This is a genomic window from Streptomyces sp. NPDC029152 (assembly GCF_055564355.1).
Genome location: NZ_JBVHWR010000001.1, coordinates 161,277 through 177,915, shown reverse-complemented (window position 1 = coordinate 177,915; position 16,639 = coordinate 161,277). Strand labels below are relative to the sequence as shown.

General features: G+C 69.9%; 8 protein-coding genes. 5 read left to right on the top strand and 3 right to left on the bottom strand.

Going from position 1 to position 16,639, the window contains the following annotated elements:
- Positions 1–10 precede the first annotated feature (10 nt).
- Genes ACZ4V6_RS00745 through ACZ4V6_RS00735 form a run of 3 tightly spaced genes read right to left on the bottom strand, consistent with a single transcriptional unit; the run spans position 11 to position 4,017 of the window.
- On the bottom strand, positions 11–874 hold the full coding sequence (locus tag ACZ4V6_RS00745; RefSeq protein WP_467821594.1) for a DUF6339 family protein: 864 nt from the start codon (positions 872–874) through the stop codon (positions 11–13).
- Complete coding sequence (locus ACZ4V6_RS00740) at positions 871–1,866, bottom strand: hypothetical protein (RefSeq protein ID WP_467821593.1); 996 nt, start codon at positions 1,864–1,866, stop codon at positions 871–873. The genes ACZ4V6_RS00745 and ACZ4V6_RS00740 overlap by 4 nt, the downstream gene beginning before the upstream one ends.
- 3 nt (positions 1,867–1,869) lie before the next feature.
- Positions 1,870–4,017 carry a helix-turn-helix transcriptional regulator gene (locus ACZ4V6_RS00735; protein WP_467821592.1) on the bottom strand — a complete coding sequence of 716 codons (2,148 nt, stop codon included), beginning with the start codon at positions 4,015–4,017 and terminating at the stop codon, positions 1,870–1,872.
- Positions 4,018–4,504: 487 nt separating this feature from the next.
- Here ACZ4V6_RS00735 and ACZ4V6_RS00730 point away from each other — a divergent pair, with 487 nt between their 5' ends.
- The 5 genes from ACZ4V6_RS00730 (at position 4,505) to drmB (ending at position 16,631) form a co-directional block, all read left to right on the top strand.
- Positions 4,505–4,699 carry a hypothetical protein gene (locus ACZ4V6_RS00730; protein WP_467821591.1) on the top strand — a complete coding sequence of 65 codons (195 nt, stop codon included), beginning with the start codon at positions 4,505–4,507 and terminating at the stop codon, positions 4,697–4,699.
- Positions 4,700–4,856: 157 nt separating this feature from the next.
- Positions 4,857–9,623 carry a DEAD/DEAH box helicase gene (locus ACZ4V6_RS00725; RefSeq protein ID WP_467821590.1) on the top strand — a complete coding sequence of 1,589 codons (4,767 nt, stop codon included), beginning with the start codon at positions 4,857–4,859 and terminating at the stop codon, positions 9,621–9,623.
- The gene (locus ACZ4V6_RS00720; RefSeq protein WP_467821589.1) at positions 9,620–11,524 is read left to right on the top strand and encodes a UvrD-helicase domain-containing protein; all 1,905 of its coding nucleotides are present in this window, start codon (positions 9,620–9,622) and stop codon (positions 11,522–11,524) included. The genes ACZ4V6_RS00725 and ACZ4V6_RS00720 overlap by 4 nt, the downstream gene beginning before the upstream one ends.
- Positions 11,521–14,766 carry a helicase-related protein gene (locus ACZ4V6_RS00715; RefSeq protein ID WP_467821588.1) on the top strand — a complete coding sequence of 1,082 codons (3,246 nt, stop codon included), beginning with the start codon at positions 11,521–11,523 and terminating at the stop codon, positions 14,764–14,766. The genes ACZ4V6_RS00720 and ACZ4V6_RS00715 overlap by 4 nt, the downstream gene beginning before the upstream one ends.
- Complete coding sequence (gene drmB, locus ACZ4V6_RS00710) at positions 14,763–16,631, top strand: DrmB family protein (RefSeq protein ID WP_467821587.1); 1,869 nt, start codon at positions 14,763–14,765, stop codon at positions 16,629–16,631. The genes ACZ4V6_RS00715 and drmB overlap by 4 nt, the downstream gene beginning before the upstream one ends.
- The last annotated feature ends 8 nt before the right edge of the window (positions 16,632–16,639 follow it).

The following is a 16,639-nucleotide window of genomic DNA, read 5'->3' as shown; positions in this document are numbered from 1 at the left end:
GCCGCCTCGATCAATCCTCGCTCTTCCGGCCCCTCACCGGAGCGGTCTCGAACAGCTCGGTGAAGTAGTTGGTGAGGGCTGCCACGGACTTCTCCGGGGCGGGGTCCTCGTCGGGCCCCTCCGGGAGGACGTGGCGCGAGACCGGTGGGGCCGTCTGAGCCTCCTCGATCCAGTCCCGCAGACGGGCGGGATCCCTGGGTTCGTCCGGTGCGAGGACGTCGTAGATCAAGGTCGCTCCGGCCGCGTTGATGGCGACGCTCAGGCCGTTGACCTCCCGTCCAGTGGTGATCTTTCCGTCCTTCAGAAGGCGGACGACGGCCTGGGCTGTGGGGCGGTGGTCGAGCAAGCCCAACCGGAGGACGGTGTGAATGAGGTCCTGGTTGCCACAGGCAATCTCGACCGGCTTGTAGTCCAGCCCGTTCCGGAAAATCTCGGCCGCCCACCACAGGCGGGAGAAGCACTGCCGGTCAGAGGGGCCCTGGAAGCGCTCCGCGGCAACGCGTCCCTTCCGCTCCGAGAAATGCCGCCACACGACATAGTCAGGGGCGACAGCGAGCGCCAAATGGTTCCACAGCCGCTTGTCCGCAGCTTCCTTCCGCGTCAGACGCAGTGTGGCGTGGAGCCGTGGCGCGAGCCAGGCGTCGGCCGGGGTGCGCTCCTTGTCGAAGGCGAACATCGCGTCGTCCACCAGACTGCGGATCGGCTCGACCGACCACCTGGCATCGTCCTCGGGAAGAGGCTCAACGACCTTGGCAAGGTCGATGCCGCTGTGAACCTGTTCGCCCCTGAGCAGCCCCTCGGTGAGGAAGGTGTCCGCGGCCGAGCCGGAAAGCAGAGCCAGGCGCTCCGGTACGTGGTGGGGCTGGGTGATCACGTCTCGCTCTCCCTGTTCGTCCGTTCCAGACCGCGGATCATGTAGCCCACTGCCTTGGCGGCATCGGCACGCCGGACCGCCGCGTAATGGATGCGTGTCTGCAGCTCGCCCCAGCCCGAGTCACCGGTGCGTCGGCGGTGGACCTGGCGCAGTGCCTCCTCGACGTGCACGCCGGGGAGGACGTCCGGGAGCATCTCCCGCAGCACCTCGCCCTGCCAGTCGGTCGGGAAGACCGGGCTGCCGCCCGGTTCCACCTCCAGATCGCCGATGGCGCCGTGGAAGACCGCTGTCCACACGTCTGTGGCCATCTGGGCGACGAGGAGGTCTCGCACCTTGCTGTCCACACCGGATCCGTTGCTGTCCAACAGTCCGACGATCCCGTCGATGTCGGTGTTGACGAACACCGTGGGGACCCGTGCCGTGGTGTCCACGAGCCAGGGCGCGTCGGCGTAGGCGCGCAGCCACTCCCTGGAGCTCTTGCTGAACGACGCCTTCCGGACGTCCAGGCGCAGCCCTCTGACCGGCTCGTCGGAGACGGTGTCGACGACCCAGCTCCGGTCGGTCTCGGTGATCGACCGTCCGCGTACTCCGTCGACCGTCCCGACGGCGTACGCGCTGAGGAAGGCTCGTCCCGCGTGGTCGTCGCGTACCAGTTCCAGGGAGCCCGACCAGTCTCGGCTGTCCTCCGTGTCCCGTGTGAGGAGCGTCGAGGTGCGTACGTTGGTCTTCCCATCGGCCAGCACGGCAAGGACACACAGGTCCGACCAGACCGCGTCTGGAGCGTCAGCGCCGGGCGGGAGCGTGGCCGAGAGACCGATCGTGGCGCTCACCCAGTCCGCGTGGCCCGCGACGCCGAGAGCGACGGCCTGCTCCTGAACCGAGTAGGCGCTGGTGTCGAGCGGATCACGGGTGCCGTCGGACAGCCTGAGGGAGACCGACGTCACCCTGAGCGTGATCGGGCGGTTGAGTCGCTTGTACGGGTAGATCTTCACGCGTCACGCCTCCTTGCCGGCACGCAGTTCGACGACGAGACGCGTGAGCGTGGTCCTCACAGGGTGGCTGGAGACGTCGGTGGCGCCCCGGAACTTCGCGCGGCGCGTGCCGGGCGGGAAGCGCAGGGTCCCGTTCTCCACCTCGCAGCCCTCCACGGCGACGAGTTCCGCCCAGTCGAGGCGCGGGCGCCCTCCGGAGCGGACGTCCAACTGGGCGACCGGCACCATCGGGACGATCTCGTCACCGCGCGGGATCTTCACCTCGGCCGTGATCAGCCACTCCCCCTGGTCACCGATCGTCGCCTCGAGCACGTCCAGCACCGGCACCACCGGGCCGGAGGGCACCTTGGCCTTGGGCCGGCTCTTGACGGTCAGCGCCTTGCGCAGCGCCTCGCCGCCTTCGCCCCTGCCGCGTTTCGGACGGGCGACGAGTTCCCTGACCGCGCTGTTGACCTCGGTGGTCAGATTCTGGATCCGTCGGTACGCGGAAGGGGACCAGCGCAGGGTCAGCTCCTCCGACTGCCCCCAACGGTCGTGCTCGGGCGGTTCCGCCGCGCGCAGGAACTCCTCGGCCTCCTTCGCGAACGGGGCCGACTCACCGGCGGCCTCGCCGACCAGGAGGACGGCCTGGAAGGGGTTGGTACCGATCGGCAGGTTGGGAACCGGCGCCTTCCGGACCGTCATGCGGTTGCCGCGCAGCGAGTGCACCCTGTTCTTGGGGGTGTCCTTGTCGCCGGTGGCCTCGGTGACCAGGAGGACCGCCTGATGGGTGCCGAGCGTCCCACGGGCGCCTCCGGTCAGCGGCAGCTTCAGCGGAACGTTTCTGGACGCCACCTGACCGGCCTCGGTGAGCCGGTCCACCGTGATGCCCTCGTAGTGGGCCCGCAGGGCGCGGGTACGGGAAGGCTGCTCGACGGACGGGTCCACCTTCGTCTCCGGTACGACCACCTCGCCGTTGCGCAGAGCGCGGACGGAGACCTCCAGGAGGGGAAGTCGGCCGCCTCCACCGATCATGGCGGCCCAGAAGTCGCGGCCCAACGCCTCGACCAGGCGGCCGTGCATCCTGCTGATGTCGCGGGTGTCCTCGGGACCCTCCTCGGCGCGGGTCTTCCCGTCCTGGTCGTAGAAGTCCTCTTCTTCGAGGCTGGCCACGTCGTGCGCGCCCACGATGAGGAAGGACGTGCCGGGCTCGTCGCTCTCCCTGCTCAGATGCAGGCGATCCACAGTCTCCTCGTCCGCCCACCAGGAACGGGCGACCTCGGCGCCCGGTTTGTCGGGGTCGGGGCGTCCGAACCAGGCGGGGCCCGCGTAGACGCGTCCGTCGACCTCCCTCCAGGGCAGCTCGAGACGGCCGATCACCCGTCGCTCGGTACGCCCCTCGTGCGGCACGGACAGAGTGGAGTTGATGAGCACGAGGCCGAGGGCGCTGGTGGCCCACAGCGTCGCCTTGCCCAGGCCGTACGAACCACCGGCGGCCGGACCGGACTTCAGGCTTTCGAGCTGGCGTCGGACGACGGCGGCGAACTTGCCGTCCGCGTAGTCGTCACCGGTGAGGCCCGAAGCGTTGTAGTCGTCGACCCGCAGAAGGACAAGGCGACCCTTCTCGTACATGTCGCGCACACCGGCGTCGACGACCCGACCGACCTTCTGGTGACCTGCGAGCGCCGAGACGGCGGAGTAGTGCGGGAACAGTTCGTTCCAGAGGATCGCCTCGCGGAAGGCGTCCAGGTGCTCACCGGTCAACTCGTGCAGGGTGTAACGGACTCGGACGGGGCGGCCGTTCTCCGTCAGTCGCTCGTCGAGGCTGTTCTGGCACGTCTCGCGTGCGAGGACCTGGACGTCGGCGTCGAAGGCGAAGGCCGCGGCGTTGCCCAGGTCACGGCCGCCGTCGGGATAGCCGGGGCGGTGGTACCAGGTGACCGGGAGGCCGGCTTGGGTGTCGGTGGTGCGGGTGTGCACCGTGCCGACGTCCGTACCGAGGACCCTGGCGATGTCCGTCATGAGGGTCGGGCGCGGGGTCGACCGCCCGGCGATCCACGCGGAGACGGCTGCTCGGGTCAACCCGAGTTCCTTGGCCAGTTCGGCCTGCGTCCTCCCCGCGAGCTTGAGCTGCCGGGCCAGCCACGGCCCGAACTCCTCACCTGTCTCCACGCGTCACCTGCTCTTCCTCGGGTCGTGAGAGGGAGGCTAAGTTGACGAGCGCGATCATGTCAACCGAAAGTTAACCGAGCGAGGGGGCGCGACAGGTCCAGGTCGGGCATCCCGAATCGTCCGATTCAACCCCTTCACCCCCATGTGACCGCATCTTAGAAACGGAGGCGCCAACTCCTTTTAAGTGAGCAGGCATTGGGGCTTGCCGACTCCTCAAAACCCCGATACATTCGCCACGTTGGAAAAGCCAACTCGCTCGCGAACCGGTTCACCCGGGGGTCGTGCGGCTGGCCAGAGGCATGTCCTCATGTGCTCGACGAACGCACGAGGAAACGTTTTTGGGAATTCCTGGCGGCCGGGGGGATCCAGCCGCTACCGTGATCTACGGGAGTGAATCCCTCAGCAGGAACCATTCGCTTCATGGGGCGTTACCCGATTACACCCCTGCGCGAATTACAGAATATCGATCGACAGGGGTGGGGACTCGATGAACGAGGACGACTGTTTTCCGTTACTGCTCTCCCAGCGGGAGCGCAGCACACTCGAGCTGGGCATTCAGCGGGTGGTGAGCAAGGCTGAATCGGGCCGTCATGACCTGCTCGAGGCCGATTCCCTCGCGGGGTCCCCCGACCCGGCCGGAACGGTTCCGGCACTGCAGGACGAAAGCCCTCCTGCCGCCTGACCACACGCCCTCCACACGTATGAGCTGCGCATTCGCCCACCGGAGAGACGCTCCGACCGTCAGTGCGCGATGAACTGCGGGCCGGCTCGCGCACAGCCGGCGAGCCGGCCCGTCATCCAGACTTCCACCCACCTTTGACATCAGGAGCGCCGCAACCGTGCCGTCCTCGTCCTCAACGGTGATCGATGCCGTTCTCGAGCAGTCCTCCCGTGTTCTGCAGACATATGCCGTGGATCCCGGTCTCGTCGCTGAGCACGCCAATGGCGAGCGTCGTATCACGCAGGGCGGATACGGCGACCGTCAGCTTTTCGAACTCGTACAGAACGCGGCCGACGAAATCGCGAACGAACCCGGCGGACGCGTCCACGTGGTCCTCACGGAGACCCATCTGTACTGCGCCAACGAAGGAAGTCCGGTCACCCCGGAAGGGGCGGAGACCATTCTTCGAATGAGCATGTCTAAGAAGCGTGGTGGGCAGATCGGACGGTTCGGGGTCGGGGTGAAGTCGGTCCTCGTGGTGACCGACGCACCGGAATTCTTCAGCCGCACCGGTAGTTTCGGATTCGACCGTTCCTGGTCCTACGAGCAGATCAAGGCCGTGCCCGGTGTGACGGAGCGCTACGGTCCGGAGTTCGACGCCCCCGTCCTGCGGATGGCCCGCCCGCTCGACATGCAGACCGAACGCGCCTCCGACCCCGTACTGGACAAGCTGCTGACCTGGGCGACCACGGTCGTTCGGCTCCCACTGCTCCCGAAGGCCGACGACCGGCTGGGCAAGGACATGCACGGCAAACGCGGCAAGGAACACGGTGAGCCCCGTGAGGAGTTCCCTGTCGGGTTCCAGCTCTTCTCGCCGCACGTCGCCAAGGTCGTGCTGGAGGACCACCGCCCCAGGCCCATGGCGCGCCGGACGCTGACCACCCAGCAGTCCGGTGACCTGCACACCGTGACCGAGGAGCGCACGGGGAAGGCCCTCTCCACGGAGCGATGGCGCGTGTTCACCACCACGCACGAGCCGGGTCCCGCGGCCCGCGCGGACGCCGGAGAGCTGCACGACCGGGTCGCGCTCGACCTCTCCTGGGCCGTCCCCGCGCTGGAACGGGACGCCGATAGCGGCCTGTACGTCAGCCCCCGCTCCCGGGGGCGGGGCAAGTTCTGGTCCTTCTTCCCCACCAAGTACGAGATGTCGCTGAGCGGCATCCTCAACGGGGCGTGGAAGACCAACGAGGACCGGCAGAACCTGCTCGACTCCTCTCCGTTCAACCAGGAGATGATCAGGATGTCGGCGAAGCTCGTCGTCGACTCCCTCCCCGGGCTGGCCCCGGCCGAGGACCCGGCCGCTTACCTCCCCCTGCTGCCCGGCCGTGTCAAGGAGTCGATCAGTTGGGCCGACGAGTTCCTGACCCGGGAGATCTGGGCCCGTACCGCCACGAACCCTTCGCTGCCCGATCAGGAGGGCGTCCTGCGCCTCCCCGAGCACCTGCGCATCCACCCGCGGTTGGACAAGGATCTGAAGCAGCTGACGCGGTGGCTGCGGATGTGGCACGAGTGCCCCGGACGTCCTTCCGACTGGCTGCACCCGAGCGTCGAGGCCGACTCCCTGCGCTCCGGCAAGGTCCAGCACGTCCTCGATGCCGCCGGACACGAGCGGGCCGGGGTCCGCGACTGGCTGGAGGCCCTCGTCGCGAACGGCACCGCCGAGGCGTCGGCGGTGGCCGTCCGCATCCTGGCCGACATGATCGAGAAGGATTCCCCCTTCGCCGGCGAGGCCCGCAAGGCCCGCGTCGTGCTCACCGAGGAACACGGGCTGGTCGCCCCGGTCCACGGCAAGGTGTTCCGTCGGGCCGAGCACCAGGACGGACTGCGCGAGTCCACGGTCTACGTCGTCGACGAGCTCGCCCAGGACCCGTCGCTGGCGCACGCGCTCGGTGTCCTCGGCATCCGCGAGGCCGACCCCGAGGGTCGGTTCGTCAGCGTCCTCGACCAGGGCTTCGACCACTACGGGGAGTCCGACTGGGAGCGCTTCTGGGAGCTGTTCCGCCAGGCCGGCATCCGTCGTCTCGCCCACAAGGTCATGGAGCGCGTGCTCGATCCGCGCACGACGCTCCGGGTGCGGACCGCCGACAAGCACTTCCGGCCGGTCGCCGACTGCATGCTGCCCGGTGTCGTGGTCGACGCCGAGCGCGATCCGAGCGTCGCCGTCGACATGACGTTCCACTCCGACGACACGTACTTCTTCTCCCTGATCGGTCTGCGGGACCGTCCGACCGGTGGCGTGCAGCCGCAGGCCGACGAGGCCTGGTTCGAGGAGTACCGGGCGGCCGTCCACGCTTCCCACCTGCGCTCCCTGGACAGCCGCGCCCCGCGCCCCGCGCTGAACCGGATGAAGGTCGAGGGCGCCGCGATCGGTGGCCCTCTCCATCTCTTCCGCGATCTGTCCGAGGAATCCCGCGCCGCCTTCCTCAAGGCGCTGCCCGACGACGCCGTGGTGGACAACTGGACACGTCAGTTCGGCGCCCAAACCAGCACTCGGCAGGCGGTGATGTCCCCGATCCGCTGGATGCTGCGCAAGTACGGCAGGGTCGCCACATCCCAGGGGCTCATGCCGTTGACGGAGGCCGTCGGCCCCCAGCTCGCCGCCTACCGCGATGTGCTGCCGGTCGCCGACGTCTCCCCCGAGAAGGCCCGCAAGCTGCGGCTGCCGATCACCGTCGACGAGGTCCCCGCCGACCGCTGGGACGCGCTCCTCGACGAGGTGTCCCGCAGCGAGGACGACGCCTTCGTCGGCGCCACCTACGTGATGCTGACCCGGTTCGGGGCGGACTTCCCCGAGGACTCCCTCACCCGCTGCCGGATCGGTGACACCTGGGGCACCCGCCCCGACGACGAGATCACCCTCGCCGTCGGTGCCGCCGAGTACCGGGCCCTGCGTGCCGAGCAGCTCCCCGCCCTGCTCGTGCCGACCGCCGAAGACGCCGAGCTGATGGTCGAGAAGTGGGGCATGCTCCGCTACGCCGACGTGATCAGTCGGGAGACCCGCGAGGTGCCCGAGGGCGACCCCGTTCCTCTCGTCGAGCTGTTCCCCGCCCTGCGGCAGCGGCTGAACAGCGGCAACCGGAACAGCATGGTGCAGCGGTGCACCGAGCTGGAGGAGGTCACCCGCACGCCCAACGGCACGCACGCCTCCCCCCTGGACGCCGTGCGCCAGAACAGCACGGTCAAGATCCGCGTCCCGCGTGAGCCCGAGCCCATGTTGCGGCTGATCGACCGCGAACTCGGCCTCGGTCTGGGGGCGGCCGGCTGCCGCGCGGTGCTGGAGCACCAGGACCGCATGGCCAAGGACAGCGCCCTGAAGGCGGCGCAGAAGGCCGTGCGCGACGCCGAGGACGTCGTGACCAAACTCGAGCTGCTGATCGGCGCGGACGCGCTCAGGGCCGGCCTGCCCGAAGGGCTGATGGACGCCGAGCTGCAGGCGACCGGCGGCGTGGAGCCGTCCGGGCGCCGCATCGCCCAGATGGCGTTCAACGCGCACGGCGACGGGGTGCTCCAGCAGCACGCCCGGGACATCCAGGCCCGCTTCCCCAACGCCCCGGTGGCGTACGGGGGTTCGTCGGCCGCCATCGCGTTCGTCTCCGACCTGCGCCTGCCGGTGACGTTCGCGGGCTCCAGGACTCCCTCGCCGCCCTCCTACGAGACGATCGAGGGACCCCGGGACTTCCCCAGGCTCCACGACTACCAGGAGGACCTGGTCCGGAACATCTCCACCCTGCTCGACCGGCTCGCTCCGCAGCGCGGCATGCTGTCCCTGCCCACCGGCGCCGGCAAGACACGGGTCACCGCCGAGGCCGTGATCCGCTGGGTGAAGCGGGTCGGCGACCTCAAGGGCCCCTTGCTGTGGATCGCGCAGACCGAGGAGCTGTGCGAACAGGCCGTGCAGAGCTGGAAGTTCGTCTGGAGCAAGGTCGGTGCCGAGCGACCGCTGACCATCAGCCGGCTGTGGAGCAGCAACGAGGTCGGCAACGTCGTCGACCACCCCCACCTGGTGGTCGCCACGGACGCGAAACTGGATCGATGCCTGGGCACCGACCAGTACGCGTGGCTGCGTGAGCCCGCGCTCGTGATCGTGGACGAGGCCCACACCGCCATCTCCAAGAGGTACACGGAGATCCTCGGCCTGATGGGCCTGACCCAGTACGAGACGCGTCGGCACCTGCTCGGTCTGACCGCCACCCCGTTCCGCAACACCAACGAGGACGAGACCCACCGACTGATCACCCGCTTCGGCAGTCGGCGGCTCGACGAAGGCGTGTTCCCCTCCGGCGACCCCTACCGGGACCTGCAGGAGTGGGGCATGCTCGCCCAGGTCGAGCACCGCACCCTCGAGGGTGGTCGGATCGTGCTCGACCAGGTGGAGAAGACACACGCCGAACGCATGGCGATGCTGTCCCGTGCCGCCGAGCAACGGCTCGCCGACGACCACGAGCGGAGCCTGCGCATCGTCGACTCGGTGGCAGCGCTGCCCTCGGACTGGCCGACGCTGCTCTTCGCCACCTCCGTCGACCACGCCAAGTACCTGGCGGCCATGCTCAACGACCGAGACGTTCCGGCCGCCGCCGTGGACTCGACGACCAGTGCGCAGGACCGTCGGACGCGGATCGAGAACTTCAGGAACGGTCGCATCCGTGTGCTCACCAACTACGGGGTCCTCACCCAGGGGTTCGACGCGCCCGCGACCCGGGTCGTGGTGGTGGCACGGCCGGTCTACAGCACCAACGTGTACCAGCAGATGATCGGCCGCGGCCTGCGCGGCCCCAAGAACGGCGGCAAGGACACCTGCCTGATCCTCAACGTCGACGACAACATCGCCAACTTCGAGACCAAGCTGGCCTTCACCCAGTTCGAGCACCTCTGGAGCCGTAAGTGACCGACGTCTACCTCGACAGTCCGCCGCTCACCGCCGAGCAGCGGAACGTCGTCGAGCAGCCCTGGGACGCCCGGGTCCTGGTCACCGCCGGGGCCGGCGCGGGGAAGACGCACACGCTGGTGCGTCGACTCGACGCCCTGTGCGGTCACGAGGACCCGGAGGAGGCGCTGGAGGCCACCGACATCCTGGTGCTCACCTTCTCGCGGGCGGCCGCCCGCGAACTGCGCGAGCGCATCACCCGGCACGGGGACCGGGCCCGCCGGGTGCGCGCCCAGACCTTCGACGCCTGGGCGTACGGGGTGCTCGTCCAGGCGTACCCGGACCGGGACTGGACCACGACCTCCTTCGACGAGCGGATCAGGGCCGCGACGGAAGCCGTCGAGGAGGGCGTGCTGGAGTCCGGTGACTCGGTCCCGCCGTCCCACGTGGTGATCGACGAGGTACAGGACCTGCTGGGCGATCGTCGGGAACTGGTGGAGGCCCTGCTCGACCGCTACCAGGAGAGCTGCGGTTTCACCGTGGTCGGTGACGCCGCCCAGTCGGTGTACGGCTTCCAGATCGAGGATCCGGCCGAGCGCAACGACGAGACCGGCCGGTTCTTCGAGTGGCTGCGCAGCTCGTACCCCGACGACCTGGTGGAGCTGCGTCTCACCGAGAACTTCCGGGCCGTCACCCCGGAGGCACGGGTCGCGCTGTCGCACGGTCCCCGGCTCCAGCGGGTCCGTGACGCGGACGAGGCCGCCACCCTCTACGAGGAACTGCGCGACCTGCTCCTGGACCCGACGAACGCGCTCGGCGACCTCACCGACGAGTACACGCTCCAGGGCCTGCGGGACCTCGACGACACCTGTGCCGTCCTCACCCGCGACAACCGGCAGGCCCTGGTGGTCTCCCGGCTGCTCCACGAGAACGGCATCGGCCACCGGCTGCGCCGCCCTCTCGAGGAGCGGCCGGTGCCCTACTGGGTGGCCGAGCTGCTGCGCCGTACCGACGCGGCCGGTCTGCCCGAGGACCGGTTCCGCTCCCTGCTGGAACAGATTCCGCTGCTCCACGAACCGAACGCGGGCGCCCTGTGGACGGTGCTGCGCCGCGCCACCCGCTCTCCCGGGCGCTCCGCGCTCGATCTGGTCCGGCTGCGCCGCCTGGTCGCCGACGACCGGTTCCCCGACGAGGCGGCCGACCCGGAGACGGCGCGGATCGTCGTCTCCACCGTGCACCGGGCCAAGGGGCTGGAGTTCGACCGGGTGATCGTCCTGACCCCGCCGACCGTCGCCGAACTCCACAAGCAGTACGGCACCGAGGCGGACCTCCCCGCGGAGGCCCGCGCCCTGTACGTGGCGATGACCCGCGCCCGACAGGACCTCTACCACGTCCGCTCCCCCGAGTTGCCGATCGTCAAGAGGGCGGGGAACCGCAAGAGCGGTCGGCGGTTCGTCGGCGGGTGGCGGTCGTACGACAGGTTCGGCGTGGTGGCCGAGGCCGGCGACGTCTGCCGGGACGACCCGCCCGGGCACGCGGCCGACGCCGTGGCGACCCAGACCTACCTCCTGCACGAGGTCGGTCCCGGCCAGGAGGTACTGCTGCGCAAGCGACACGATCTGCCGGCGGGCGAGGCCCAGAGTCCGCCGTACGCGCTGCTGCACCGGGGACGCGAGATAGGCGAGGCGTCGGAACGGTTCCGGCAGGAGCTGTTCCGGGTGCAGAAGGTGAACCGGACCTGGGACCCGTGGTGGCCCGACGAGATCCACGGCCTGCGGATCGACACCTTGGAGACGGTGACGGGCAGCGTCGCGGCCGGCGCCAACGCCGGCCTGGGCGACCGAGGTGTGTGGATCGTGCCGCGGATCACCGGCATCGGCATGTTTCGACGGGCTGACAACGAAGAGGAGCAGGGCGCATGACGCACGTGGCAGGTCGGCACTCCGAGCACTACCGGGTGCGGGACGAGGAACTCCTCGCGGGGCTGCGCAGGGAACTCTTCGGTCCCGCCGAGGACGCGGCGCCGGAGGACCGGGACGAGGTCCTCACTCAGGACGCACCGATCGACCGCTACCTGACCGGCGTGCTGTATCCGCGTGCCTCGCGGGAGCGGAGGGTCGAGAACGCCGCCGAGCAGGACGGCCTTGACGCCGCGCCCGTTCTCGCCCGGGAGGACGCCGAGGAGTCCGGTGCCGCGCAGGAGGCCGGTGTCTCGGGCGACAAGCGCCCGTCCTCGATGGGCCTGACCTTCGCGGTCGACCCGGCCGTGAGCGACACGATCGTGGTCTCGACGTGCGCGGCGGTCTACGAACCCACCGACGCGGACGGCAACCCGGTCCCGGCCCGCCGTGCCGAGGCCCGGACCGTCGCGGAGCAGCGGGAGCAGTGGCGGCGCAAGGAGCTCCAGCTCCCCGAGAAGAGCATCGACGTGACCGCCCCCACCCCGGGCGAGCTGATCGACCTCGCTCCGGAGAAGGTCGCCCTGCACGTCATCGTCCGTCGACCCGATCCGGACACCGGCACGGTCACCGTCACGGTCACGTTGATCAACAGGCAGAAGGTCGGTGAGCGGGACCTTCAGGACGCCTTCGCCCTGTTCCAGTGCGGTCTGACGGTCTGGGCCGCCGACGGTTCCAGCGCCTTCGTCGAGCGCCCCGCCCCGGACGCCGCGCACGACCCGGAGATCGCCACCAGTCGGCTGCTGCACCGTCATGCCCCGACCTTCGCCATCGGCCACGGTTGCGCCGCCGCCTGGGACTGGGTTCCGTCGCCGATCGGCGTGACCGACAACACCCCGGCCGCCGTCCCCGAGGTGCGCAGCGAGTTCGTACCCAGCGTGGAGGTGCTGCTGACCGACTCCAATCCGGAGATCGACAGCTCGTCGTTGTCGATGCTCGGGCTGGCCGAGAAGCCCGACACCGAGGTCCTGGCCGCCCTGGAGGCACTGGCGACGGGGTACGAGGACTGGATCGCCCGTAAGTCGGCCGAAGCCGACTCCCTGGCGGGCGGCCCTCACGAGCAGCCCGCGCGGGACCAGGTGGACGCCTGTCGCGAGGCGCTCGGCCGGATCCGCGAGGGCATCGAGCTGCTGCGGGCCAAGCCCGATCTGATGCGGGCGTTCCGGCTCGCCAACCGTGCCATGGCCGACCAGCGGGCCCGCAGCGCCTGGGTCAAGGGCGGACGCGTGGGCGACCCCGATCCGTCCGCCGGCCGCTGGCGTCCCTTCCAGATCGCCTTCCTGCTGCTCTGCATGGCAGGCATCGACGACCCCGGGCACGACGACCGCAAGATCTCCGACCTGCTCTGGTTCCCGACCGGTGGTGGCAAGACCGAGGCCTACCTCGGCCTGATCGCCCTGACGTCCTTCCTGCGCCGCATCCGCAAGGGCGTGGAAGGCGGCGGTGTCACCGTCCTCATGCGTTACACGCTGCGGCTGCTCACCCTGCAGCAGTTCGAGCGCGCGGCGATCCTGCTCTGCGCCATGGAGCACATGAGGCGCCGGACGCCCGAGCTGGGCGACGAGCCGTTCTCCGTCGGCATGTGGGTGGGACGTTCGGCCACCCCCAACACGCTGGCCGAGGCCGCCGCCCGGCTGGACGAGCTGCGCGGCAACCCGGACAAGCGTCTCGCCACCGAGAACCCCGTCCAGTTGCACGCCTGTCCCTGGTGCGGGACCCGACTCGACGCCCGGGACTACGAGGTCGACGAGGACGCCAAGCGGATGCACATCCGCTGCTCCGGAGCGGATTGCGACTTCGCCGGCGGCCTTCCCGTCCACCTGATCGACGAGGCGGTGTACGACGCGCGTCCGACACTGGTGATCGCCACCGTCGACAAGTTCGCCTCCATGCCGTGGCGTCCGGCGACCTCCGCACTGTTCAACCGGGACGATCCGACCGACGGCACCCCGCCCCCCGAGCTGATCGTCCAGGACGAGCTCCACCTGATCTCCGGCCCCTTGGGCACCCTCACCGGCCTCTACGAGACCGCCGTGGACGCGTTGGCCGACCGGCCCAAGGTGATCGCCTCCACGGCGACCATCCGCCGCGCCGCCGACCAGGGTCGCCACCTCTTCGCCCGCGAGGTGCGGCAGTTCCCGCCCGCCGGCCTGGACTCCCGCGACTCGTGGTTCGCCGTGGAGACCCCGCGCGAGGAGAAGGCGAGCCGCCGCTACGTCGGCCTCCTGGCTCCCGGCACCAGCCAGTCCACGCTGTTGATCCGCACGTACGCCACGTTGCTGCACCGAGCCCTGCACGCGGACACCGACGACAAGGTGCGCGACGCGTACTGGAGCCTCATCGGCTACTTCAACAGCCTGCGGCTGCTCTCCGCGGCCGAACTCCAGGTCCACGACGACGTGGTGGCGTACCTGGAGCTGCTCGCCGAACGCGAGGGCGTGGCGGTGCGCCCGGTGGCCAACTACTCGGAGCTGACCAGCCGGATCGACGCCAGCGAGATCCCCACGCGCCTCAAGGGCATCGAGAAGAGGCTCCCCGACAAGGACACCGTGGACGTCCTGCTCGCCACGAACATGATCGCGGTGGGTGTGGACGTGGACCGGCTCGGGTTGATGGCCGTGATGGGCCAACCGCAGACGACGGCCGAGTACATCCAGGCCACGAGCCGCGTCGGTCGTGCCCACCCCGGCATGGTCGCCGTCATGCTCAACTCGGCCCGTGCCCGGGACCGCTCGCACTACGAGAACTTCCAGCACTACCACTCGGCCCTCTACCGCGAGGTCGAGTCCACCTCCGTGACCCCGTTCTCCGCCCGCGCGCGCGAACGGGGGCTGCACGCGGTGATCGTCGCCCTGGCCCGCATCCTGATCCCGGCCGCCCGCCCGAACGAGGGCGCCGGACAGGTCGAGTCCTACGAGCACATCCTCAAGGACCGCATCAGGTCCCTGCTCCTGGACCGCGTCCACGCGGTCACCCCCTCGGAGTCCGCGGCCGTGGCGCAGGGCTTCGACGAGTTCGTCGACTGGTGGTGCCAGGAGGCGGACATCCACAGCGGGTTGCTTTTCGAACCGAAGCGGGGCAGTCGTTCCCCTTCGATCCTGAAGTCGTACGACGACGAGTCCGAGGACCGCGAGGCGTGGCCCACCCTGTGGAGCCTGCGCGACGTCGACGCCGAGTCCGCCCTGTTCATGGAGGGAAACCGATGACCCCGCCCCCCGCCCGCCGCCGCCGGGCCGCGGCGAACGGCACCACCCCGGCTCACAACCTCCCCCGTCGCGGCACGGTCCGCCGGGCCCAGGTGATCAGCACATACGGCGTGGGATCGCTGATCGCCGTCGACCACGAGTCCTTCGTCGTCTCGGGGCTGGACGAGGCCGACCGAAGCTGGCGCAGGGACGAGTCGCCCGTCGTCCATGAGCGGCGACTGGCCCGGCTGCTCGACGTCGACCACTTCCGGCTGCCGCCGGCGTCCGACGACACCAGCAAGGACGGTCTTCGGGTCCGCCGCTTCCCCTTGATGCACTCGTGTCCCGAGTGCAACGACCTGCAGCCGCACCGTGACTTCTCCCCACCGGCCGGTCGAAGCGTCTGTGGCACGTGCGAGGTGGACCTCGTCCCCTCCCGTTTCGTCGTCGCCTGCGAGGCCGGGCACCTCGACGAGTTCCCCTACTGGCAGTGGGTGCACCGCTCGCCCGACCGTGATTCCACGCGGATCGGGAAGTGCGGCGGCAAGCTCAGGATGCGCACGACCGGGCGCACCTCCTCGCTCCGCTCCGTCGTCATCTCCTGCACCTGCGGCCAGGTGCCCGAGGTCTCGATGGAGGGTTCCTTCCGCAGGAACGCGCTGAAGGACCTGCGCCTCACCTGCCGAGGCGCCCGCCCGTGGCTCGGCGCCTTCGCCACGGACCCGGCGGGGTGCGGGCTCCCCCTGCGTACCCTGCAGCGCGGTTCCTCGTCGGTGTGGCAGCCGGTGCTGAAGTCGGCGCTCTCCATCCCCCCGTGGAGCAGCGGCCGCGCGGATCCGCTCGCGGAACACTGGTCCGCGCTCCGCCGGTTCGACGACCGTGAGCACATCCGGATCTACCTCCAGGGGGCTTTCCAGGGCAAGTGCCCGGTCCCGTTGGACGAGGTCATGGCCCTGCTCGACGCGGAACGCGAGGAGGACCCGGAGGACGAGAAGACGCCCAGCTTCGACCACCGCTACCGCGCCCTCCGCAACAAGGAGTACGAGCGTCTGCGTTCGGGCAACGACGAGAGCGAGCAGTCCCGTGACGAGCAGTTCGTCTGCGAGACGCCGCTCGGTGATCCGAGCGTGCTCCAGCCGCTCGGGATCACCGGCCCGATGCTGGTGAAGAAGCTCCGCGAGGTGCGGGCCCTGAAGGCGTTCACCCGCCTCGTCGACGCCGAGTCGACGACCGATGCGAAGGAGATGCCGCTCTCCGAGAAGCCCATGCGCTGGCTGCCGGCCATGGAGGTCCAGGGCGAAGGAGTCTTCCTGCGCCTGGACGAGAGCCGCCTGGAGGCCTGGGAGAAGGCGCCGGCCGTGGCGGCCCGGGTCGAGCGCATGCGTACTGCTCACCAGCGGGTTCTCGAGCAGCGGGCCGACGACCCGAGCCGGGCCGTGGAGTCCCCGGCCACGCCCCGCATGGTGCTGTTGCACACCTTGGCCCACGTGCTCATCAACGAGTGGAGCCTGGAGGCGGGCTACCCGTCCGCCTCCTTGCGCGAGCGTCTGTACGCCGCGGACGACATGGCCGGGGTGCTCGTCTACACGGCGACGAGCGACTCGGCGGGCAGCCTCGGCGGTCTCGTCGCCCAGGGCGAACCGGAGTCCCTCGACCGCGCGCTGCGTTCGGCGGTCCGCCGGGCCGAGTGGTGCTCCTCCGACCCGCTCTGCATGGAGGCCGAGGCGGCCGGTTCGGCCGGTACGAACCTCGCCGCCTGCCACGCCTGCGTGATGCTCCCGGAGACGAGCTGCGAGCACAACAACATCCTCCTGGACCGCGCGCTGCTGGTGGGCACGCCGGAGGACCCCTCCCTGGGGTTCTTCGCGCCCCTCACCGTGGGCTGACACCTGGC

What these genes read in the sequence shown, in the direction of transcription:
- ACZ4V6_RS00730 (WP_467821591.1), top strand. Translation starts at nt 4,505, where the DNA reads ATGAACGAGGACGACTGTTTTCCGTTACTGCTCTCCCAGCGGGAGCGC.
- drmB (WP_467821587.1), top strand. Translation starts at nt 14,763, where the DNA reads ATGACCCCGCCCCCCGCCCGCCGCCGCCGGGCCGCGGCGAACGGCACC.
- ACZ4V6_RS00715 (WP_467821588.1), top strand. Translation starts at nt 11,521, where the DNA reads ATGACGCACGTGGCAGGTCGGCACTCCGAGCACTACCGGGTGCGGGAC.